The following is a 21,711-nucleotide window of genomic DNA, read 5'->3' on the forward strand; positions in this document are numbered from 1 at the left end:
ACGCGAAACAGATAGCCAGAATGTTCGCTGCCTGGCGGGTAAAGCGCGGTTAAGCCAAGGTAAAGATAAGTAAAGAAGCCGCCGTCAGGTAAAGACGTGTAAAGCCGCCCGACAGCGCCGCTGGCAGCGGCTATCATCACGGCGTTGATGGCGGGAAGACAGGCAGCATGAACAAGGTATTACTGGTAGACGACGATGTGGAGCTCAGCGCCATGCTGGCCGAGTACCTGGAGCAGGAAGGCTTTGCCACCCGCCGGGTACACGACGGCGCCAGCGGCGTGCAGGAAGCACTCAGCGGCGACTACGACATCGTGGTGCTGGACGTGATGATGCCGCGGCTGAATGGCGTGGAAGCGCTGCGCCAGATCCGCGCCCACAGCCGGCTGCCGGTGCTGATGCTGACAGCGCGCGGTGACGACATCGACCGCATTCTGGGGCTGGAACTGGGCGCCGACGATTACGTGCCGAAACCCTGCACCCCGCGCGAGCTGGTGGCGCGGCTGCGCGCCATCCTGCGCCGCGGCCAGGCCGCCGACACGCCGGCCGGGCCGGCAAGCGGCGACAGCAGCCTGCAGGTGGGCGCGCTGCAGCTGTGGCCGGCAAGGTTGGCCGCACACTGCTACGGCCAGCCGCTGGAACTAACCGGCAGCGAATTCCGCCTGCTGGAACTGCTGGCACGCCACGCCGGCCAGATCGTCAGCAAACAGCAACTATCCGAACTGGCACTGGGCCGACCACTGGCGCGCTTTGACCGCAGCATCGACGTGCACATCAGCAGCATCCGCCAGAAGCTGGCCGCCGGCAGCGATGGCCGCAGCTGGATCCAGACGGTGCGCGGCCAGGGCTACCAGCTGATCCGCGACGGGGATTGAACATGGGCCGCCTGTTCTGGAAGTGTTTCCTGATCCTGCTGCTGTTCATCGCCGTGACGGTGGGCAGCATCATCGGCGCCACCTCGCTGTGGCGCTGGGCGATGCCGCAGGCCGAGCGCAGCTTCGAAGCCGAAAAACTGGAGCTGGTCTTCGGCGGCCTTGCCACCGCGCTGGCCAAGCAGGACAGCCGCAGCGCGCGCCAGCTGCTGCAAGCTTGGCCGCAGCATGACCCGCTGCCCGCGACTTATGTACTCGATGCCAGTGACAGCGAGCTGCTGGGCCGCGCGCTGCCCGCCGCCATCATCGGCGACGCCAAACAGCGTGCCGCCAGCGGCCAGCCGTTCAGCCGCCGCATCCAGGCGGCCAACGGAAGCAGCTACCTGCTGTTCGTGCGCAGCGACGATCTGGCAAACATGCTGCGCGATGCCCACATCAAACCGCCTCCGGCGCTGCTGCCGATTACCACCGCCCTGCTGATCAGCCTGCTGTGCAGTGCGCTGCTGGCGTGGCGTGCCGCCAAGCCGATACGCCAGCTACGCTGGGCGTTTCGCGAACTGGCCGCTGGCCGGCTGGACACCCGCCTCGGCCGGCGGTTGGGGCGCGGCCACGACGAAATCAACGACCTTGCCGGCGAGTTCGACGGCATGGCGCAGCAGCTGCAGCAACTGGTCGGTGCCCAGCGCCGCCTGCTGCACGACGTATCGCACGAGCTGCGCTCGCCGCTGGCGCGGCTGCAGGCCGCCATCGGCCTGGCGCGGCAGCGACCGGATCCGGCACGACTGGACAGCACGCTGGAACGCATCGAGCGCGAAGTGGAACGGGTGGACACGCTGGTCGGCGAGCTGCTGACGCTGGCGCGGTTGGAGGCCGGCTCCGGCAGCGTCTCGCGCGAGCGGGTTGACCTAGTGGAGCTGCTGGCCGCCATCGCCGACGACGCGCAGTTCGAGGCGCAGGCGCTGGGCCGCGATGTCAGCTTCAGTAGTGACGGCGAATTCGTCGCCGAGGTCGGCGCCGAACTGCTGTACCGCGCCTTCGAGAACGTAATCCGCAACGCGGTGAAATACACCGCCGAGGGCACGCGGGTAGACATCCGGGCCCACAGCAGTGCCGCTGCTCTGCAGATTACCGTCGCCGATCGCGGCCCCGGCGTGCCGCAGCATGCGCTGCAGGACATGTTCGAGCCGTTCCTGCGTATCGACGAGGATGGCCACGACAGCAGCGGCTTCGGCCTTGGCCTCGCCATCGCCCGCCGCGCAATAGAGTCGCACGGCGGCCAAATCAGCGCCCGGCCGCGTGATGGTGGCGGGCTGGAAGTGAGCATCGTTCTCCCCGTCCAATGATTCGCCAGCTAGAAGCTGTAGCCTTACCGGCAGTTACAATTTGCCAATAGCATTGTGCTTTGCCAGACTAGCCCATTGACATACAATACGCGCCCGTCATTTATGCGTTGCGAATTGCCATGTCCTTTCCCGACCTGCTCGCCAGCTTCGCCGCCGCCTTCAACCAGGACCAGCGTCTGCTCACCCTGCAGCTGGGCGATGGCAGCCGCTGGGGCGAGGCACTGCTGCCGCTGGCGCTGTCCGGCGAAGAGGCGTTGGCCGACAGCTATCGCTTCCGGATAGAGTGCCTGTCCGCCAGTGACAGCATCGAACTGAAGTCGCTGCTCGGCCTGCCGGTGCGGCTGGGCATTGCCGGCGCCGATGGCAGCGAGAGCCTGCGCTGCGGCGTGGTCAGTGCTGCCGATACCCTGGGCAGCGATGGTGGTTTCGCCAAATACGCGCTGAGCATCGAGCCGCCGTTCGCGCTGCTGCGCCTGCGCCAGACCTCGCGCGTGTTCCAGGACCTGTCGGTCGATGCCATCGTGCGGCAGATCTTTGCCGAGCACGCGGCGGCCAACCCGGTGTTCGCTGCGGTGCAGAGCCTGGACTTCGTGCTGTCCTGCCCGCTGCCGGTGCGCAGCTACTGCCTGCAATACCGCGAATCTGATTACGCCTTCATCACCCGCCTGCTGCGCGAGGAAGGGCTGAGCTGGCGCTACGAGCACCTCGACGGCGAGACGCCGCAGGTCAAGCTGCTGGCCTTTGACGATCCGTATGCGCTGCCGGCGGCCAACGTCGAACGCGTGCGCTTCCATCGCAGCGATGCCACCGAGGAAGAGGATGGCCTCACCCGCTGGGAGGGCCGCCGCCAGGTGGTCAGCGGCAGCGTGGCGCTGGCGACTTACGACTACCAGCCGGTGGCTACCGGCCACAGTGCTGACGACAGCGCCGTCGACCAGGGCCAGGATGGCGCCCGGCTGCAGTCCAGCCTGCAAAGCTATGATGCCCCCGGCGCCTACTACGCCAGCGATGCCGACCAGCTCGGCCACTACGCGCGGCTGCGCCAGCAGGCGCACGATGCCCAGGCCAAGACCTTCTCCGGTGCCGGAGTGGTACGCGGCCTCACCGCCGGGCAATGGTTCCGTCTCGACGGCCACCCGGCACATGACGGCGACGGCGCCGAGCAGCGCGAATTCGTGCTCACCCGCCAGACACTGGCGGTGCGCAACAACCTGCCGGCCGAGCTGGCGCGCAACCTGCCGGCGGCGTTGCGGCCAACGTTGGCCGCCAGCGGCGAGAGTAGCGCTGCGCCGTTCCGCAGCGAGTTCGACGCCCAGCGCCGCGGCATCCCGCTGACCCCGGTCTATGCCGACGCGACCCACGCCAAACCCACCGCCCGCGGCGCGCAGACCGCCACCGTGGTCGGGCCGGAGGGAGAAGAAGTCCATACCGATGCCAACGGCCGCATCAAGGTGCAGTTCCACTGGCAGCGGCCGGACGAGCATCCGGACAGCGGGGCGAATCTGGACGAGCGCTCCAGCTGCTGGCTGCGGGTGGCGATGCCCAGCGCCGGTGCCGCCTGGGGTCACCAGTTCATCCCGCGCATCGGCCAGGAAGTGCTGGTCGACTTCATCGAAGGCGATATCGACCGGCCGGTGATTACCGGCGTGCTGTACAACGGCAGTCACCCGACGCCGGACTTCAGCGGGGCCGGCAAGCTGCCGGGCAACAAGACGCTGTCCGGCATCAAGTCGAAGGAACACCACGGCGGGCAGTACAACGAGCTGCTGTTCGACGACACGCCAAACGAAGTCAGAGCCAAACTCAGCAGCGAACACGGCAGCACCCAGCTCAATCAGGGCTACCTCGCCCACCCGCGGCAGGACGGCAAAGCCACGCCGCGCGGCGACGGCTTCGAGCTGCGCACCGACCGCCACGGCGCGATCCGCGCCGGCCACGGCCTGCTGCTGACGACCGAAACGCAGGCTGCGGCAGGCGGCAAACAACTGGCGCGCGACGGCGCGCAGAGCCAGCTCGACGCCGCCCTCAGCCTCGCCCAAAGTCTAGCCGACACCGCCACGGCGCAACTGGCCGACACGCTGGAAACCGGCCCGGACGAGATCAAGCCGGACAACGCCAAAGGCGGCAACAAAGCCGACGGCCACCTGCAGCACCAAGTTGCGGCGCTGAAAGCGTGGGAAGCCGGCAGCAATACCGACCAAGACGGCAAAACGGCGGCCCAGGGAAATGGATCAGCCCAGGCCGGGCGGCAACCACTGATGATCCTGTCCGCGCCGGCCGGTCTGGCCGCCAGCACTGACAACTCCTTAACGTTGGCCGCAGGCAGCAATATCGACCAGGTGGCGCAGCGCGACCTCAACCAGACCAGCGGCCGGCGCTGGCTGCACAACGTCGGCCAGCACATCAGCCTGTTCGTGGCCGGGGTGAAGGACAAGGTCAGCCTCAAACTGATCGCCGCCAAGGGCAAGGTGCAGTTGCAGGCGCAGAGCGATGCGATGGAGCTGACGGCGGATAAGGATGTGACAGTCACCTCATGTAAAGACAGCATCACCATCGCCGCGAAAGAGGAAATCCTGCTCAACGTCGGCGGCGGCGCCTACATCCGCTTGGCCGGAGGCAATATCGAAGTGCACTGCCCGGGTACGGTGAGTGTGAAGGGGGTGGAGCATCAGCTGAGTGGGCCAGACAGCTTGTCGATCAGCCCCCCCTTACTTCCGTCAAGTGAGTTCGCTAACAAGCACAGTTTGCGCTTTGCATTCGAACATTCTGATGAAATGGCACAAGTACAGGGAGTAGTCGGTAAACCTTACGAAATCCGCAACACTCTTGGCCAAGTAGTAGCCACAGGTAAGATTCCGAAAAATGGCAAACTACCGCGCATCACGCTGGATGAGCCTGACAAACTCCAGCTGATTATTGGTGATGGAAAATGGCAAGTCTCAGAACTAGCGATACTCCATAATGAGTTCACAATGGAACAAGAAGACGAATTATTTAGTGATGAACTAGACATCGCTAACTCGTCAGAAACGGATGACGACTTTCTGCCAGACGATGTTGTCATTGAATTTTTCAAACAGCCATAAGGATATAACAATGCCAAAATGGTTGAAAGCAAAATACGATACAGAAAATAAAATTGCCAGTTACACAGACCAACAAGGTAACTTTCTCATACGCTCAGGCGGCAGTTTGCCATGGAGACTTAACAACCCAGGCAATCTACGACCTGCAATTAGCCCGCAAGGTTTACCGGCCCCAAAAAAAGTAAAAACACATATAGGTTTCGCACAGGCCAAAAACAAAGATGGCGCACTCAGCTATTTCTTAATATTTCCGGACTACGAAACCGGAGTAAATGAGCTGAGAAATAACCTACATCGCTTACACTCCAACAAGAGAATCAGCGAAGCTATAGAGGCTTACGCCCCACGAAAAGAGAACAACACCAATCGCTATATTGAGCAAGTTGAACTGTTTAGCGGACTTAGTCGAAATCAAGTCATCAACACACTACAAGCCGGTGAATTTGAGCGCTTGGTGCAGGCCATTATTCGTATCGAAGGCTACAACGACCAATCCAAAGGGCCAAGACAGGAGAGGCTAGTTGCAGCTTCCAATGTCACCTTTTCTGATGGCTCGCGCCCTATTGCTAACCAGCCAGCAATTATTCAGCAAGGTGGCCAGCAAAAAGAAACTAAAACCACGGCTAGCGGTCGACTTCCTCCGATTGTACACAAACCTGAAGCAGGCCCCATTGATATTCTGGTGAAAAATACCAAAGGAACTTTGGAAAAAGTCCTTAGCATCGATCCAACAGCCGAAGCCAAACACTACTTGGCGGTATTGGAACAATGGGTAATTCACGGCAGCAGTGCCTCACACCAACCTAACAATAGCAGCCAAAAAACCTCACGACCAAGTGCCCAGTATGTAGTACAACCGGGAGATACACTGAGCAATATTGCCAAAATCTTCAAATCCAGCGTACCTACAATTCAACAAGCCAATAACATCAAAAATCCTAACCGTATTTACCCAGGGTTACGATTACACATCCCTGCAAAAAACAACGCTCAAACTGATACGGAGAAAACTTCAGCCCCACAGACGACACAACAGCCCGCCAATACTGAAAAACGTACTACAACCAATACAGAAACCAAACCCACCAGAAGCAAAGATGGCCTTGGGTCCCCCATTGTTTTACTTTCATCAGATAGTAGATGCGCCCCCTGGATGGAGATAGCAATTGATGAAGCAAAAAAATGGGGCGGATATGTTGAAAGTCAACAAGCATTAAAAAGCAAAAAAGCTCGCCACAAAAAAGTAAATGGCATTATAGAAACCAATTACCACAAAGAGATAGGCCTTAACTTTCCAAGCCTGGAAACTGCATGGTGCGCATCGTTTGTAAATTTTTGTCTGAAATCATCCAAATATGAATTTGAGAAATCGGCATCTTCCCAGTTTCCAAAATGGAGTAAAAAATTCAAAAAAATAGACAAGCCAATTTATGGTGCATTAGTTGTTTATGCAAACCCAAAGAAAAAAGGGCAAGGCCATGTATGCCTTGCCTATCATAACATCAACGGCATAGAAAACGATTTTGCGGTGCTAGGTGGAAATCAGGGCGACTCCATCACCTTAAATAAACACCTTGGTACTTATATAAATAGCTTAGGATATGAGCTAGTAGGTTATTTCGTACCTGCCAGCTATTATAATTTTGCCATAAAGGAAATAGAGAATGCTAAATCTCTAGGGGAAAAAATAAAACTAGACGTGCTTTGCAACAACATCAGCATTGATATGTTCAAAGCTTCAACATCTACCAGATAGCCTGAGCCTATATGTCAAGAAAACACACATTATTTACAATAGCATTAATTATTAGCATCGCCACTTATGCCAAAGCAAGCAACAACATAAGCAAGCAAGATTTTGAATTAATACAAAAAACAATGTTTCCACAAGAAAATAATTGCAACATAAATCAACTAATTAATTCATCAAAATCATTAAAAGTATCAAAAAAATTCACCATTGACGACGGTTTGCAAATACTAGAAAAATCAACCAATAAAAATATACTCTGTCTCATTTCAATGAGTTCAACCCCACAATTTATAACAAGCAAGAAAAATAGAGAAATAGAATACAGCGCTTGGCCAAAATCAAATACAGAAGTACAAAAAATAATATTCCTTTTGCCTAAGCACATTCAAGATGCCTGCGGCTCTTCACCTGTTCTAATAGAATTCTACAAGAAAAATGACAAACTAATAAGAAATATCGACATTTCAACAACCGATTTAGATTGCGCCATTGAATTAACAAAAAAACCATTAACAAGCGCAAAATAGCAACATTACAAAATCATGGATAATATAGATCGCACACAACCAAACAAAGACATTAAAATGCATTCAAATAAATTAAAAAAACATTTCACAATAGTATTAATTTTAACAACTCAAACCCCCCATGTTTTGGCTGCAAAAAAACCATGTGAAGATTATCAGCGTCCACTCCCCCCCTTAACGGGAGTGATAAAGGAAAAGTTCTATCCAGGCCCCCCTAACTTCAACAGCATCGCTGATGGTGATGCCAGACTTTCCGCCTGGTTGTTCTATCCGGACAAAAAATCCTGTGTCCTCGATTATCACGGTATCGAAGCATCGGATGTTGATCCGATAAAAAGCGCTCAGTTAATCGTGCCAGAAAAATTGGAAAAGTTGGTTGGCCGCATGACCGGCAAGCGGGTAATGATCATCGGACAGTTCGAGCCGGCTAACAACGGCAACTTTATCGCGCCCGTGGGATTGGTTATTGAGAGAATTCGCCTCCAGCCCTGACGATCAGGATGGCATCTGTCAGGCATGCTGAGCAGCGCGAGTTCGTGCTCACCCGCCAGACGCTGGCGGTGCGCAACAACCTGCCGGCCGAGCTGAGCCGCAACCTGCCGGCGGCATTGCGGCCAACGTTGGCCGCCAGCGACGAGAGTAGCGATGCGCCGTTCCGCAGCGAGTTCGACGCCCAGCGCCGGTGCCGCCTGGGGCCACCAGTTCATCCCGCGTATCGGCCAGGAAGTGCTGGTCGACTTCATCGAAGGCGATATCGACCGGCCGGTGATTACCGGCGTGCTGTACAACGGCAGTCACCCGACGCCGGACCTCAGCGGGGCCGGCAAGCTGCCGGGCAACAAGACGCTGTCCGGCATCAAGTCGAAGGAACACCACGGCGGGCAGTTCAACGAGCTGCTGTTCGACGACATGCCGGGCGAAGTCAGAGCAAAGCTCAGCAGCGAACACGGTCCGTACGGGATAAGCCCGCCTGGGGTTTGGGGTTGTTCGGCCTTTAACTTATTTGTGCAACAAATCCGCCGCCATTCAAGAGACGTGATGATTTTATTAACCCAACAGCCACACTGGATGCAGCAGATTATTAAAAAAGCGATGCAATTTATTTTGTTCATTACATCAACTACTCTAAATTTTGTTGTCGCAGCAGATCACCAAGTTAATCTTTATTCATTCCTTTCTAATCCAAAGAGCCTTGTGGGTAGTAACAGCAAGTCGCTGCCCTTAATCCAGAAAAAAACTGCAAGCCAGTGAAATCTGATGGGGGCAAGCCAAGAGGCAACTACAGCGAAATTTACAAGTGCAAACTGGACGAAAAAGATGTCATGGCCGGCATTAATCTCCAGAAAAAAACTGGGACGACCGAATACTTTGCCCTTTTAGCTCCAGAAGAGTTGTACTCTAGAATTTTCAGTAAAATTCAAGATAAAAATGGAAAGGGTTATAAGATAGATGAGTCCGGGGTATCCTACAAGATCAACGGATGGACTATCCCTCTCTCTAGCAGCAAGAATGTCAGCCTGGAAATTGAGATTATAAAGAAAGATAAAAACACTCTTATTCAAGCTCACGCAGAAGAAAATGAGGAGCCGTAAAAGTCATGAGGGCAATTTTTATTTTTGTATTGTATGCTATATCTGCATCATGTTTTGCGGAGAAAGTAATTCTTAGCTCACCTGACAAGACAGAAAGCATAAGTTATATTTGCACAGATGATGGTTGCTCTGCTTGGATTGACACTGAAATAGGCAAGATCAGCCTGTTCAATGGTATCCCGACCTGTACTGTCAGAGCCAAGTGGCACTCTACTAGGTTGGCCGAAGTGTCTTTTTCATGTGGTAGCCCATGTAACATCAGCTTTTTTTATCAGAAAGGAAATGGTGTCTCGAAGCCTACCCACGACGTGCTGGCGCTGGATGCACAGAGATACTGCGTGTTAAAGCCGACAGACGATGGTAAGGGTATTGCATTAGCACCAATTTTCTATAAGGGTGGTGCCGAATATTATTGGCGGGCCAGATATAGCGATCCAAAATTCGGTTTTTACACTCAGTCCGCAGTGATATTTTCTACCATCAAGGGTAATTTCCAAACCGTTGGAAGGCTCAAGTTGAGCTATTTGAACAAGGATGGCAATAACACCGCAAAGTTGATTGACCAAAAGTGTCCGGATTAGAAATCAATAAAGGGTACCTCGAAAAATCACGTCGCACTCGGCTTTGTTGCGGCTTTGTTGCACAAATCAGGGCTTGCGGCCATCCGGTAGAATGACGGCATGAGCAACCCCCTCCCTCCCAGGTACCAAACCACCAACTGGCAAACCTACAATCAGTCCCTCAAGCAGCGCTGGCAACTCCTTCTCTGACTCGACAAGGCTATGAACTGGCTAGCGGCTACCACTGCTAAACGGGGGCGCCTGCCAACATTTTCAAACGCCTCCATTTAGTTCTGTCTCACCATCAAATGCAGTTTGGGCCTCGCGTTACGCCAAACCACCGGCATGGTCGAAAGCTTGCTGCGTTTGGCCGGGCTCGACTGGGTGGCACCTGACTTCAGTGCGCTTTCTCGCCGCCAAATAGACCTGCTGGTTCGCATTCCAGTACAGAAAAAGGAGGGTTGCCTGCATCTCCTGGTGGATAGTACCGGCATCAAGATGATGGGCGAAGGCGAGTGGCAGGTGAAAAAGCATGGTGCTGATTACCGCCGCCAGTGGCACAAGTTGCATCTGGGGATTGATGCGCAAACGCTGGAAATCCGGGCAATGGAAGTGACCGATTATCGTACCGGCGATGCCACAATGTTGCCGGAGCTGCTGTCCCAGATTCTGGAGGCAGAGGAATTGGCGACAGTAACGACGGACGCGGCTTATAACACACGCCTGTGTCACGCAGCGATCGCAGAGCGTGGGGCTGCGGCCATCATTCCCCCTCGCCGAAACGGTCAATTCTGGAAAGGGCGTTCACGGGGCAATCAGGCTCGCAATGAGTCACTACGCTCGGTGAAGTATCTGGGGCGCACGCTCTGGAAAAAGTGGAGTGGCTACCATCGGCGTAGCTTGGTCGAAACGAAGATGCATTGCTTTAAATTACTGGCGGACCACGTCAAGTCACGAGACTTTGATAGGCACGTTGCAGAACTTCAAATCTGTGCAGCGATTCTGAATTGCTTTACTGCCTTGGGCACGCCACAAACGGTCCGTATGGGCTAAGTCCGTCTGGGGATTGGGGTAGTTCGACCTGTGGCTGATTTGTGCAACAAAGTCTTTTGAAGCTAGAAAAGAAATTGCTCCTGGCCTTGGTCTAGCAGGCCGTTTCGACCCTCTTCCACTTATTGATAACTGCAACAATCGTTAGGAATATATGAAAAACTTAATTTACTTGGTATCATTTACATTATTTTTTCCGCATTCAACATTAGCCGAAACAGAGAAAACACGTTACTATCGGCAAGAATGCGAAAAAATCCAGGAGCCTCAAGCATGCCGAGCATACGAATATGCAAAGAGCAATGAAAAAAAAGCCGACAATGAGCGCAGTAGAATATTTTCACTTGATAGCGACTATTCTGTCCTGATTGACTCAAAAGAAAACATAACAGGAAGACTAGTCTCAACAAAGAGAAAATACACACCAGAGGAGAAAAAATATATAAACATTGCTGACAAAGAATATTCCGAAGATGCTGAACTACAAATTAACGAAAACGGAAAACCATATCGATTTGATGTTAGTGGAATACCAAAGAACAAAAACAATAACTTCATAGAAATACTCTTCAGCAACAAAGATTATATTTACATGAAATACACAACGGAAAATATTCCTGACAAATACGACCAGACCAGCACCCACTATAGTTTTTATGTATTTGATAAAAAATACAAAACATTGATTGAGCTATTCTACTTCAGAGGTAACCATCCTGAAAATGGAAATTCCAAAGTTCCAACATTAACCAAAAATGGTAAAAACTACTCATTCAAATGGAGCGGGAAGTTAGATGGCAGTAGAAAAAACATCTACTACACCTTTGAGGTTCTTCCCAATGAAAAAATGGACTGCAAAATTTCCTGGGATGATTGCGAGGGAATAAATATCACTCCTAAAAAACAGTAAAAACCCAGACTGATCTTAATAACTCCCTAGCAGAGTCAACACTAAAACAGCATCCGCAATATAAAACATATTAATCAAATAACTTTATCAATTTATCAACCATCTCAAATACTGCGAGTAGCAATCATCCTGAAAATGCGCTAATCCGCACACACAGACCAAGTTGGCCGCATCACTGCGGCCAACCTTTTTCTGTCTGCCCACCCTAGTCCTACACCGCCATGAATCGCGCCAGCGGGGTGTGCTGCCAGTCCACACTGTCGAGCAGGTTTTTCACCGTCAGCCCCAGCTCGGTGTCGCCTTCGATGCGCAGGCGGCGGTTGAAGAACAGCGTGTCCGGATCTTCCTCGCGCAGCATCAGGCGGGCGAAGTCGGCCAAATCGGCCGCCAGCAGCAGATCGGGCGGCGTGTCCGCGTGGCTGGCGACAAAGCGGCTGCCGTCACTGGCAAAGTGCAGACTGATACCGGCATCCAGCACGCGGATGCAGAACTGGCGCCCGGCCAGCAGGCCGTGATCGACCGGCAGGATGCCGCGGGCGGCCAACAGGTTGAGCATGCGCACCATGCCCCACACCGGCGGGGTAGCCGGCAGCTTGCCCAGCACGCGCGCCAGCGTGGCCGGTACTTTCAGTTCAGGCACGGGCATGGGCGGCCTCCTTCAGAACGATGCCGGCTTCGCCGTGCCAGTAGCCGTTGACCAGCGGCCCCGGCGCCAGTGCGGACAAATCCGCCACCGGCTGTTCGCCGGCGATGGCAGCGGCAAAGGCCTGTACCACGGCGGCCAGGTGCTGGTTTTGCGGGCTGATGCGCAACGCCTGCACGCCGCGCGCCGGCAGTTGTGCGATCTCGTCCAGCAAGCTGTGGCAGCCGGCAGACATGGTCTGGATGCCGTTGATGGCGAGGAAATCCTGCGATTCGCGCGTCGCCAGCGTCAGGCCGTCCGGATGTTCCAGGCAGCGGAACTGGCAGTCATCCTTGTTGAGCTGGTAGTGACGCGCGGTGAAGCAGCGCGAGGACAGCGCCAGCGGCAGCCGGCCCCAGGCAAAGACTTCGGTTTCGATGTCCGGGTTGGCCACCGCAATCAGTCGCACGGTATCGCCCGGCATTTCCACCGGCGGCACCCAGCGTTGCGCCCCCAGGCGACGGTACAGCCGCAGCGTGTCGCTGTTGTAGATGTTCAGATACGGGCCGGCGACGAACGGCAGGCCGCGTTGCTGTAGCAAATGCACGGCGCCGGCATCGTTGGCCTCGACCAGCGCCGCGCCGTTGTCGATCAGCTTGCGCAGCCGCTTGAGGTCGGACTCGCTTTCCAGCAACGCCTGAGTGGACAGCACCGCCTGCTTGCCAGTTGCGGCAATGTCGGCGGCCAGCGCGATCCAGTCCTGGGTACGCAGCTGCTGGCGGCGGGAGCACACCACCTCACCCAGATACAGCCTTTGCAGCGGCCAGCTGCTGGCCTCGGCATAGAAGTTCATCACCTGCTCGCGCGGCCAGAAGTACAGCAGCGGCCCCAGCACCAGTTGCAACGGTAGCGACATATCGGTCATTTCCATGGTCGGTTATAGGCGCCCAGCGTCACTTGCTGGCCCTCGGAAAGCTTGCCCAGCGTGGCCATCGCCAGCGGATCGGCGTATTGCCCGCCCTGCGCCGCCTTGTCCAGTGCCTGGCGCAGCACGCGGGTCACCTGCGCCACGTAGGCCGGGCTGCGCTGGCGGCCTTCCACCTTGATGGCGGCCACGCCAATGCGCAGCAGCTCCGGCAGCAGCGGCAACACATTGAGGCTGGTGGGTTCTTCCAGCGCGTAGCCGGTGCTGCCTTCCACCTCGAAGCGGCCCTTGCATAGCGTCGGATAGCCGCTGGGTTCTTCCGGCGCGTAGCGGTCGATCAGGATGCCGTTCAGCCGCGCGTCCATGCCGTGCGCGCCCTCTTCCCAGCGCACGAAGCGCGCCGGCGAACACACGCCATGGGTATTGGGCGACTGGCCGGTGGCGTAGCTGGACAACAGACAGCGCCCTTCCGCCATCACGCACAGGCTGCCAAAACCGAATACTTCGATCTCGACATTGGTGTTAGCAATCACCTGCTCCACCTGCGCCAGGGTCAGCACCCGCGGCAGTACCGCGCGCTGCACGCCGAACAGCTGCTGCGCCAGGTTGACGGCCTCGTAGTTGCTGGCAGAGCCCTGCACCGACAGGTGCAGCCGCAGCTGCGGGTAGCGGCGGCTGGCGTAATCCAGCAGGCCGAAGTCGGCCAGGATCACCGCGTCGACGCCCAGCCCGGCGGCCTCGTCCACCGCGCGCTGCCAGCGTGCGCTGTCGGCCTGCTGGGCAAAGGTGTTGATCGCCAGCAGCGTCTTGACGCCCTTGGCCCGCGCGTAACGGATACCCTCGCTGGCAGTTTTGTCGTCAAAATTCAGCCCGGCAAAATTGCGGGCATTGGTATCGTTCTTCAGGCCGAAGTACACGCAGTCGGCACCATTGTCGACCGCGGCCTTGAGCGATGGCAGGCTGCCCGCCGGGCAGACCAGTTCGGGAAGCGGCATGCTGAAAGTCCTTGCAAGCAAAACGCAGCGACCTTAGCCCAGCGGCATCGGGGCGCCATTGCTGCAAATCAAGCATTTAGCCGCCGTGTTGCTTGCGGATACATAAAAGGCACACTGGCATCGTTTACCGCAGTGCAGCATAACGCCTATGATGGGCGGCTGCCCCCACCACTCACCACCACATCATGATCGTTCGCCCCCGTTATCACTGGTTCCGCCTGCTGTTTGTCTGGCGCGGCTCTGTCGTGCCGCGCATCCTCAGCCGCCTGCTGCTGGTGCTGGCCATTTCCGTCCTGGCCAGCCTGTCGGCGCCGTGGTGGCTAAGTCATCACGCGCAGTCCTCGCTGAATATCTACATCTTCACCCTGCTGGGGGTGTCACTGGCGATCTTCCTCGGCTTTCGCAATTCGGCCAGTTACGACCGCTTCTGGGAGGCGCGCAAGCTGTGGGGCGCGTTGCTGATTGCCGGCCGCGAGCTGAGCGGCAAAAGCCTGGCACTGGCCCCGGCCGCGCCGCAGACGCCACGGCTGATCGACGGCATCTGCGCTTTCATCTATGCGCTGAAAGGCCATCTGCGCCAGGACGATGTCAGCGCGCACCTGCAGCGCCTGCTGCCGGCCGAGGTGTGCCAGCGGGTACTGGCGGGTCGCAACCCGCCGGCCTTGATCGCCGCCTGGCTGCAGCAGCTATTGGCGAGCATGCGCAGTGACGGGCATCTCAACGACTGGCAGTGGCAGGTGCTGGACAAGAATATGGACATCCTGGTGGAGGTACAGGGCGGCTGCGAGCGCATCAGCAATACCCCGATCCCGTTCACCTACCGGGTGCTGCTCAACCGCACCGTCACCATCTACTGCATGCTGCTGCCGATCGGGCTGACCACCAGCATCGGTTGGGTAACGCCGCTGATCGCGGTCTTCATCGCCTATACCTTCCTGGCGCTGGATACGCTGGGCGACGAGCTGGAAGAGCCCTTCGGCAAGGAGGGTAACGACCTGCCGCTGGCGGCGATGAGCCACAATATCGAAGCCTCGCTGCGCGACATCCAGGGTGTCGCGATGACGGTCTCCGCGCCGGGCAGCGACGGCATCTACCTGCACTGAATCGTTGCCGTGGTAATGAAAAAAGGTTGGCCGCATGCGGCCAACCTTTTTTGTTACTGCGCGCCAGGCTCAGGGGCGGATCGTGTCCAGCGCATCGGTAAAGATGCCATCGACGCCCCACTGCCGCAGCTCGGTGGCGCGCGCCGGATCGTTGACGGTGTAAGCCAGTACGCGATAGCCGGCGGCGCGTACCGCCGCCACCCGCTCGGCGGTCAGCAGCAGATGGTCGCTGTGCAGCGATACCGCCTGCAGTTCGGCCAGGCGTTCGGCCCAGTCGGCCGGCCATTGCTCCTCGATCAGCCAGCCACGCGGCAACTGCGGCGCGACATCACGTGTCGCCAGCAGCGCTTCCCAGGCAAATGACGACAACAGCGGCGCGGCCGGATGGCCCTGCCACAGCGCGGCGGCCTGGCGCGCAACTTCACGTCCGGTTTCCTGCTCGCGCCCGGGGCAGGGCTTGATCTCGACATTGGCCAGCAGCCGGTGTGCGCGGCAGTAGGTGGCAATGCTGGCAAAGGTGGGCAGCGGCTCGCCGGCAAAGCGCGGCGCAAACCAGCTGCCGGCATCCAGCCGCGACAGCGCGGCAATGTCGTGCTGTGCGGCCAACCCCTGGCCATTGCTAGTGCGCTCCAGCGTGTCGTCATGCAGCAGCACGCAGATACCATCGGCGCTGAGTTTGACGTCGAACTCCACCGCGCCGTAGCCGTATTGCACGGCGGTCGCCATGCCAGCCAGGGTGTTCTCCGGCGCCAGCCGGCCACCACCGCGATGGGCGAACAAATAGGGATACGGCCACGCCGTCTGCATCGCTTGCGCCATATCAGTTGTCCCCCGCTTGCTGCGGTTTGCGCAGGTACAGCAACACCACCGCCAGTGCCGAAACCAGCATCAGTGCCAGACTGACGGCGTTGAGCACCGGCGAGGCGCCCTCGCGCATGCGGCCGTACATCAGGATGGTGAGCGGGTTGTCGCTACCCACCAGCATCAGCGTGGTGTTGAAGTTCTCGAACGACAGCAGGAAGGCCACCGCACCGCTACCGATGATGGCCGGCTTTAGATACGGCAGGGTAATGGTGCGCAGGATCGCCCAGCGGCTGGCGCCCAGGTTCAACGCGGCCTCTTCCAGCGAGGTATCGAAACGCTTGAGCCGTGCGGCGATGGTCAGCGTGGCGATGGTGATGATGTAGGACACCTGCCCCATCACCACCAGCGGCAGACCGGGACGCAGCCATTCCAGCTCGATCTCCCAGCTATCGTAGAGAAAGTTGGCGATCTGGCTGGCAAACGCGAGGATGGAAATGCCGAGAATCACCCCCGGAATCACCAGCGGCACCAGCATCAGCGTGGTGAACAGGCCCTTGCCGCGAAACTCGGCGCGCTCCAGCAGGAAAGCATTGCTGGTGCCCAGCAGCACCGAGATCAGGCTGACCCAGAACGCCACTTTGCAGCTGTTCCAGATACTGGCCAGCAGCTCGCTATCGAACAGCAAACCGGTACGGCCACCGGCGTTGGCCACAAACCAGTCGAGGGTGAAGCCCTTCCACGGCGGTGTGGGAAACAGCGAATTGTTGAAGGCAAATACCGCCACCACCGACAGGGGCAGCAAAAGGAACAGGAAGAACGCGGCCAGGTACAGGCTGCGGCCACGCAGCAGCCAGCGGTTGTCCGGCAGGCTTGGAATCATGTCAGGCTCCTCAGGTACGACGCATGGAGTCGGCAAAACGCTGGCCGGTGAGCTTGAGCCCCAGCCATACCAGCAGCGACGACAGCCCCAGCAGCAGGAAGGCAAAGGCCGAGCCTTGCTCCCAGTTGAAGCGGGTAATGAACTGGGTGTAGATCTGCTCGGTGAACCACATCGAGTTCTTGCCGCCGAGAATTACCGGTGTCAGGTAGTTACCCAGCGTCAGCATGAACACCATGATGCAGCCGGCGGCAATGCCGGGCGCGGCATGCGGCACCACGATGCGGCGCAGGATGTCCAGCCGGTTGCCGCCCAGGTCATAGGCAGCCTCGATCAGGCTGTCGTCCAGCGTCTCCAGCGCGTTGATCAGCGGCACCAGCATGAACAGCAGCGAGCTGTACACCAGACCGACCAGGATGGTGGCGTCGTGGTACAGCAGCTCTACCGGCTCGGCGGTAAACCCCAGCCAGAACAGCAACTGCGGAATCACCCCGCTGCCCCGCAACAGGATCAGCCAGCCCAGCATGCGCACCAGTTCGCTAGCCCAGAATGGCAGCAGGATGCCGGCCATCAGCATAGCGCGCACCCTGCCTCGCGCCACCTTGGCGATGCTCCACGCCACCGGAAACGCCAGCAGCAGTGCCAGCACGGTAACAATTACCGACATCAGCGCGGTGCGCACAAAGGTATGCCAGTACAGCGGCTCATCAAAGAAGGTCAGGTACTGCTTGAAGCTGGTGGCAAACTCGCCGGGGCCGACGCGTTCGCGCAATGACAGCAGGCCGACTTCCACGTGCGGCAACAGGATCAACAGCGCCAGCCACAATACGGCGGGCGCCAGCAACAGGAACAGGCCAAGGCGGCGCGGGGCCAATACGTTCATGGCGCTCACTCCCGGAAAGCCTTGGCATGTTCGGCGCGGATGCCGAGAAACACGGTCTCGCCCGGTTGCAGGTCGGCGTGCTGGCCGGTATGCGGCAGCGCCACATGCAGCGGCGTGCCGTAACGGGCATCGCGCACCTGTACCGTGGAGTTGGCGCCATCGAAGTACAGCGTTTCCACCTGGCATGGCAGTCGGTTATCGAACGCGGCCACATCGGCCTCGCTACGCGACAAGGCGATGGTTTCCGGACGGATGAACAGCACCTGTTTGCCACTGCTGTCGCCCTGCTGTGCGGCCAACTTCAACGGCAGGCCGCTGGCAGCAGTCCCTTCGCCGGCTGCCGACAGGTTCACTTCCAGCCGGTTGCTGTTACCGACAAAACCGGCGACAAAGGCACTGGCCGGCTGGTAATACAGTTGTTGCGGCGTACCTACCTGTTCGAAACGGCCCTTGTTCATCACCGCCACCTGGTCGGACATCACCAGTGCCTCGCTCTGGTCATGGGTGATATAAACGAAGGTGGTGCCGATCTCGTGCTGTAGCTGTTTCAGCTCCAGCTTCATGTGTTCGCGCAGCTTGAGATCCAGCGCGCCCAGCGGTTCGTCCAGCAGCAGCAAGGTAGGCTCCAGTACCAGGCTGCGGGCAATCGCCACCCGCTGCTTCTGGCCACCGGATAACTGGTCGATACGCTTGCCTGCGGTGCCGGGCAGGCCGACGCGCTCCAGCATCGCCTCGCTGCGCCGCTGGATTTCGGCTTTGGCCAGGCCACGCCGCGCCAAGCCGTAACCGACGTTGTCCCCCACCGACATCATCGGAAACAGCGCCAGATGCTGGAATACCATGTTCACCGGGCGGCGGTTGGGCGCCACGCCGCGCATCGACTGGTTACCGATGACAATATCGCCCTCGTCCGGCGCGATAAAGCCGGCAATCATGCGCAGCAGCGTGGTCTTGCCACAGCCGGACGGGCCGAGTATGGAAAAGAAGCTGCCCTTGGCTACGTCCAGGCTGAGACGGTCAACGGCAGTAAAGGCGGTATAGTGTTTGCTGACGCCGCGTACCGACAAATCGATAGCGTCATGTTGCATCACAGGTGGCATGAAAAGCCCCTTCAGGCAGGCGGTGTCGAAAAAGGCCGCGAATGCGGCCTGACAGGAATAGCCAGCCACTTGCGTGGCTGGCAGCAGTGCTTAGCTAGCGGCTTTTACGCGATCCAACACCTTGCCGTCGATCTCTTCCAGACCAGCCGGAATCGCTGGGTACCACTTGATGTTTTTCATCGCTGCCGGCGGGAAGGATTCGGCCAGTTGCTTCTTCATCTGCGCATCCATGAAGTTCTCGGCACCCTTCACCGCAGTGAAGCTACCAGCAGACTTGGCCACCTGGGCGGCGATTTCCGGACGGGTAATGAAGTTGATCCACTTGTAGGCAGCATCCAGATTCTTGGCTTTGGCCGGAATGGCGAATGTATCTACCCAGCCCAGTGCGCCGGACTTCGGCGCTACGAACTTGAGCGTCGGGTTTTCGCTGTTCAGCTTCCAGCCGCCGGCGTCCCACATCTGCGCGGCCACTACTTCGCCTGTGCGAATGTCGTTCAGCAGCTGGTCCTTGCTTTCCCAGAAGTACTTCAGGTTTTTCTTGCAGCTGATCAGCTTGTTGCCGGCGTCGGTCATGATCGCCTCATAGGCCTTCGGGTCGGCATAGGCCTTGAACGGATCCTTGCCCATGGCGAAAGCCTGTGCGATCAGGGTCGGGCGCTTCAGGCGAACTGCGGTCTTGCCGGCATACTGCGCGCTGCACAGATCACCATAATCAGCAGCCTTGCTCTTGGCGGCGTTCACCACCAGACCGTCAGTTCCCCAGAACAGCGGCAGGCCATACACCTTGCCATTCAGCCCGGTCACCTTTTCGGTGGCGCTGAGCATGGATGGAATGAAGTTGGCAGTCTTGACCTTGGACAGGTCGATCGGACGGTAGATACCAAACTCGCGAGCCGGGCCAGTAATGCGGTCCTGGCTCGGATTGGCCAGATCGAAGCCGGCACCACCGGTGGCGCGCAGCTTGGAGATCATTTCTTCGTTGTTGGACAGGGTAACCTCAACGGTGATGCCGGTTTCTTTCTTGAACTGGTCAACAACGGCTTGCGGCGCATAATCAGCCCAGGTCAGCAAGCGCAGGACGGAATCGGCTGCGTTGGCATTCAGGGCACAAGCCACCAGCATGACGCCGGCGGACAATTTCGAAGCTTGCTTGAACATGTATTGCCACTCCCTCGTGTATGGATAGACAAACGCACAGCCACCGGTAATGACTGTGAATCCGGCCACCGCTGCTACCACTATGGCGGGGCTACGGTAACCGGGCCAGCACCTGAGAATATATAGGCCATGTTACGCACATGTTTAACAAAAGCTCGAAATGTTGGTTTTTTGATCGATTGCTGTATGTTTTATTACAACAGTGTCGTATGGCACAGAATTGCCACTTAGCCAGCATGCCCCTCAGCTGCAAACGGCTCCGGTCGAATCCGTAGCGCCCACAGCACCCCAGCCACCAGCAATACGATGCCCGCCAGCGTAAGCAAGGATGGCGCTTCACCACGCCACACAAAGGCATAACCGAGTGCGGCCAACGTTTCGAAAACGATCAGCTGCCCTACCAATGCCGTGGGTAACCGCTGGCTGGCTTCGTTCCAGCACAGTGTACCTAGCCACGAAGCCAGCAACCCGATGAGGGCCATCAGTAGCAGGAAGCGCTCAGGCTGCGGTCCCAGCGGCATGGCATACTCACTGCCGCCGGCGGCATTGCCTAGCCAAAGCAACACGAAGCCCAACAGTGCCAATGGCAGCGTGGCGATCCCCTGGGCCGTCGCCCAGGTACGCGGGCAACGACCCGGATGATCACGCAACCAGTCTGCATTGCGCAGCGGGTACCAAGTCCAGCATGCCACGGCAAAGCAAGCGAGCACAGCACCGCCCGCATAGCGCCAAAGGTCAGCGCCGCCATCATGGCGTAGCGCATCCAGCTCCACACTATTGACGCAGGCAATGCCAGCCACGATCAGCAGCAACGACGGGAGCAGCCGCAGCCAAGGCAAGCGCCCATCCCGGCGGTGATCGCGCAAATTGGCAGAAATAGCAATCACGACCGGCAGCGTGCCGATCAGCATTGTCGGCAGCGGGCCACCCGCGCGCTGGATAGCACTAGCGAGAAACAGGTAGTACAGCAAGTTACCGACTGCGGCCAACTTCACCGCTTCCAGCCAGTCACTGCGGCTTAACTGCCGTAAAGCGCTACGATCCAGCCAGGCAAGCGGCAGCGCAATCAGCCCAAATGCCAGGTAGCGACCCACCGACAGCAGAGCTGCCGGATACTCTGGCAACATTTGTGGCGCGACAAATACCAAGCCCCACATCAACCCTGCAACAAGCGCGTATATGACTCCAGCCAACAAGGTAAATCTCCTCAAAATTTCGCTGAAGTCTAACGTTGGCCGCATCTAGGAGTCTTGTACCAGATTGCTCAATCGCGAATCACATAGCTTGTGCCGCACCTGTAACCCCTCTTGGCAAGCACAGGTAGAAACGAAAAAACCCGCGCATGCGGGCTTTCTATTTGGCGGTGTCGTTGCGCGGCCAACGTTGGCCACCGCGTGCGTTGGCGGACGTCGTCAGCACGGGCCGGGCTGAATCGCCCCTCCTTTCCTAGATACCTCGTGAGCCTCACACTAGGCCCTACAAGGAGGTGTCATGAGCAGGCAGCTTTTCCCCGAAGAATTCAAGATTGAAGCCGTCAAACAGGTAACCGAACGT

19 protein-coding genes and 2 pseudogenes are annotated in these 21,711 nt (G+C 57.8%); 12 read left to right on the top strand and 9 right to left on the bottom strand.

The window, feature by feature from the left end; all coding sequences use genetic code 11:
* Positions 1-167: 167 nt before the first annotated feature.
* From HU218_RS05700 to HU218_RS05750, 11 genes and pseudogenes are all read left to right on the top strand, one after another.
* Positions 168-872: a response regulator gene (locus HU218_RS05700; RefSeq protein WP_174873975.1), complete on the top strand. Its 705-nt coding sequence runs from the start codon at positions 168-170 to the stop codon at positions 870-872.
* Positions 873-874: 2 nt separating this feature from the next.
* The gene (locus tag HU218_RS05705) at positions 875-2,212 is read left to right on the top strand and encodes a HAMP domain-containing sensor histidine kinase (protein ID WP_174873976.1); all 1,338 of its coding nucleotides are present in this window, start codon (positions 875-877) and stop codon (positions 2,210-2,212) included.
* Between the two features lie 119 nt (positions 2,213-2,331).
* Positions 2,332-5,298, top strand: coding sequence for a type VI secretion system Vgr family protein (locus HU218_RS05710; RefSeq protein ID WP_174873977.1), 2,967 nt, complete (start codon positions 2,332-2,334; stop codon positions 5,296-5,298).
* Positions 5,299-5,308: 10 nt separating this feature from the next.
* Entirely contained in the window at positions 5,309-7,054 is a 1,746-nt protein-coding gene (locus HU218_RS05715) for a LysM peptidoglycan-binding domain-containing protein (RefSeq protein ID WP_174873978.1), read from the top strand.
* A gap of 11 nt (positions 7,055-7,065) precedes the next feature.
* Positions 7,066-7,578, top strand: a complete 513-nt coding sequence (locus HU218_RS05720; protein ID WP_174873979.1) for a hypothetical protein — start codon at positions 7,066-7,068, stop codon at positions 7,576-7,578.
* Positions 7,579-7,593: 15 nt separating this feature from the next.
* Positions 7,594-8,070, top strand: coding sequence for a hypothetical protein (locus HU218_RS05725; protein ID WP_174873980.1), 477 nt, complete (start codon positions 7,594-7,596; stop codon positions 8,068-8,070).
* Positions 8,071-8,250: 180 nt separating this feature from the next.
* Positions 8,251-8,529: pseudogene (locus HU218_RS17170) on the top strand (phage baseplate assembly protein V); the annotation flags it as partial.
* A 371-nt stretch (positions 8,530-8,900) separates the two neighbouring features.
* Positions 8,901-9,170 carry a hypothetical protein gene (locus tag HU218_RS05735; protein WP_174873981.1) on the top strand — a complete coding sequence of 90 codons (270 nt, stop codon included), beginning with the start codon at positions 8,901-8,903 and terminating at the stop codon, positions 9,168-9,170.
* Between the two features lie 5 nt (positions 9,171-9,175).
* Positions 9,176-9,751, top strand: a complete 576-nt coding sequence (locus HU218_RS05740; RefSeq protein WP_174873982.1) for a hypothetical protein — start codon at positions 9,176-9,178, stop codon at positions 9,749-9,751.
* Between the two features lie 99 nt (positions 9,752-9,850).
* Positions 9,851-10,783 (top strand): annotated as a pseudogene (locus HU218_RS05745) (IS5 family transposase).
* 151 nt (positions 10,784-10,934) lie between these two features.
* On the top strand, positions 10,935-11,690 hold the full coding sequence (locus tag HU218_RS05750) for a hypothetical protein (RefSeq protein ID WP_174873983.1): 756 nt from the start codon (positions 10,935-10,937) through the stop codon (positions 11,688-11,690).
* 211 nt (positions 11,691-11,901) lie between these two features.
* Here HU218_RS05750 and ubiT read toward each other — a convergent pair whose 3' ends face one another.
* The 3 genes from ubiT to ubiU are packed head-to-tail and all read right to left on the bottom strand — an operon-like array spanning position 11,902 to position 14,232.
* Positions 11,902-12,336, bottom strand: a complete 435-nt coding sequence (ubiT, locus tag HU218_RS05755; RefSeq protein ID WP_174873984.1) for a ubiquinone anaerobic biosynthesis accessory factor UbiT — start codon at positions 12,334-12,336, stop codon at positions 11,902-11,904.
* Entirely contained in the window at positions 12,323-13,243 is a 921-nt protein-coding gene (locus tag HU218_RS05760; RefSeq protein ID WP_246210729.1) for a U32 family peptidase, read from the bottom strand. Before HU218_RS05760 ends, ubiT begins: the two co-directional genes overlap by 14 nt.
* Positions 13,234-14,232: a ubiquinone anaerobic biosynthesis protein UbiU gene (gene ubiU, locus HU218_RS05765; protein ID WP_174873986.1), complete on the bottom strand. Its 999-nt coding sequence runs from the start codon at positions 14,230-14,232 to the stop codon at positions 13,234-13,236. Before ubiU ends, HU218_RS05760 begins: the two co-directional genes overlap by 10 nt.
* Positions 14,233-14,417: 185 nt before the next feature.
* Between ubiU and HU218_RS05770 the strand changes: the two genes are divergently transcribed.
* On the top strand, positions 14,418-15,335 hold the full coding sequence (locus tag HU218_RS05770) for a bestrophin family protein (protein ID WP_174873987.1): 918 nt from the start codon (positions 14,418-14,420) through the stop codon (positions 15,333-15,335).
* Between the two features lie 69 nt (positions 15,336-15,404).
* Here the strand turns inward: HU218_RS05770 and ugpQ are convergent, their stop codons facing one another.
* From ugpQ to HU218_RS05800, 6 genes are all read right to left on the bottom strand, one after another.
* Positions 15,405-16,154, bottom strand: a complete 750-nt coding sequence (gene ugpQ / locus HU218_RS05775; protein ID WP_246210730.1) for a glycerophosphodiester phosphodiesterase — start codon at positions 16,152-16,154, stop codon at positions 15,405-15,407.
* A 1-nt stretch (position 16,155) separates the two neighbouring features.
* Positions 16,156-17,019, bottom strand: coding sequence for an ABC transporter permease (locus tag HU218_RS05780; protein ID WP_174873988.1), 864 nt, complete (start codon positions 17,017-17,019; stop codon positions 16,156-16,158).
* 10 nt (positions 17,020-17,029) lie between these two features.
* Positions 17,030-17,899 carry an ABC transporter permease gene (locus tag HU218_RS05785; RefSeq protein WP_174873989.1) on the bottom strand — a complete coding sequence of 290 codons (870 nt, stop codon included), beginning with the start codon at positions 17,897-17,899 and terminating at the stop codon, positions 17,030-17,032.
* A 5-nt stretch (positions 17,900-17,904) separates the two neighbouring features.
* The gene (locus HU218_RS05790) at positions 17,905-18,999 is read right to left on the bottom strand and encodes an ABC transporter ATP-binding protein (protein WP_217450728.1); all 1,095 of its coding nucleotides are present in this window, start codon (positions 18,997-18,999) and stop codon (positions 17,905-17,907) included.
* A gap of 90 nt (positions 19,000-19,089) precedes the next feature.
* Positions 19,090-20,157, bottom strand: coding sequence for an extracellular solute-binding protein (locus HU218_RS05795; protein ID WP_174873990.1), 1,068 nt, complete (start codon positions 20,155-20,157; stop codon positions 19,090-19,092).
* Positions 20,158-20,384: 227 nt separating this feature from the next.
* The gene (locus HU218_RS05800) at positions 20,385-21,353 is read right to left on the bottom strand and encodes a DMT family transporter (RefSeq protein WP_174873991.1); all 969 of its coding nucleotides are present in this window, start codon (positions 21,351-21,353) and stop codon (positions 20,385-20,387) included.
* Positions 21,354-21,711: the final 358 nt, after the last annotated feature.

Origin of the sequence: Vogesella oryzae, assembly GCF_902829295.1 — a bacterium.
Lineage (GTDB): Bacteria > Pseudomonadota > Gammaproteobacteria > Burkholderiales > Chromobacteriaceae > Vogesella > Vogesella oryzae.

Coding starts and splice junctions, on each gene's coding strand:
- HU218_RS05700 (WP_174873975.1), top strand. CDS start 168: ATGAACAAGGTATTACTGGTAGACGACGATGTGGAGCTCAGCGCCATG.
- HU218_RS05705 (WP_174873976.1), top strand. CDS start 875: ATGGGCCGCCTGTTCTGGAAGTGTTTCCTGATCCTGCTGCTGTTCATC.
- HU218_RS05710 (WP_174873977.1), top strand. CDS start 2,332: ATGTCCTTTCCCGACCTGCTCGCCAGCTTCGCCGCCGCCTTCAACCAG.
- HU218_RS05715 (WP_174873978.1), top strand. CDS start 5,309: ATGCCAAAATGGTTGAAAGCAAAATACGATACAGAAAATAAAATTGCC.
- HU218_RS05720 (WP_174873979.1), top strand. CDS start 7,066: ATGTCAAGAAAACACACATTATTTACAATAGCATTAATTATTAGCATC.
- HU218_RS05725 (WP_174873980.1), top strand. CDS start 7,594: ATGGATAATATAGATCGCACACAACCAAACAAAGACATTAAAATGCAT.
- HU218_RS05735 (WP_174873981.1), top strand. CDS start 8,901: ATGGCCGGCATTAATCTCCAGAAAAAAACTGGGACGACCGAATACTTT.
- HU218_RS05740 (WP_174873982.1), top strand. CDS start 9,176: ATGAGGGCAATTTTTATTTTTGTATTGTATGCTATATCTGCATCATGT.
- HU218_RS05750 (WP_174873983.1), top strand. CDS start 10,935: ATGAAAAACTTAATTTACTTGGTATCATTTACATTATTTTTTCCGCAT.
- ubiT (WP_174873984.1), bottom strand. CDS start 12,336: ATGCCCGTGCCTGAACTGAAAGTACCGGCCACGCTGGCGCGCGTGCTG.
- HU218_RS05760 (WP_246210729.1), bottom strand. CDS start 13,243: ATGGAAATGACCGATATGTCGCTACCGTTGCAACTGGTGCTGGGGCCG.
- ubiU (WP_174873986.1), bottom strand. CDS start 14,232: ATGCCGCTTCCCGAACTGGTCTGCCCGGCGGGCAGCCTGCCATCGCTC.
- HU218_RS05770 (WP_174873987.1), top strand. CDS start 14,418: ATGATCGTTCGCCCCCGTTATCACTGGTTCCGCCTGCTGTTTGTCTGG.
- ugpQ (WP_246210730.1), bottom strand. CDS start 16,154: ATGGCGCAAGCGATGCAGACGGCGTGGCCGTATCCCTATTTGTTCGCC.
- HU218_RS05780 (WP_174873988.1), bottom strand. CDS start 17,019: ATGATTCCAAGCCTGCCGGACAACCGCTGGCTGCTGCGTGGCCGCAGC.
- HU218_RS05785 (WP_174873989.1), bottom strand. CDS start 17,899: ATGAACGTATTGGCCCCGCGCCGCCTTGGCCTGTTCCTGTTGCTGGCG.
- HU218_RS05790 (WP_217450728.1), bottom strand. CDS start 18,999: ATGCCACCTGTGATGCAACATGACGCTATCGATTTGTCGGTACGCGGC.
- HU218_RS05795 (WP_174873990.1), bottom strand. CDS start 20,157: ATGTTCAAGCAAGCTTCGAAATTGTCCGCCGGCGTCATGCTGGTGGCT.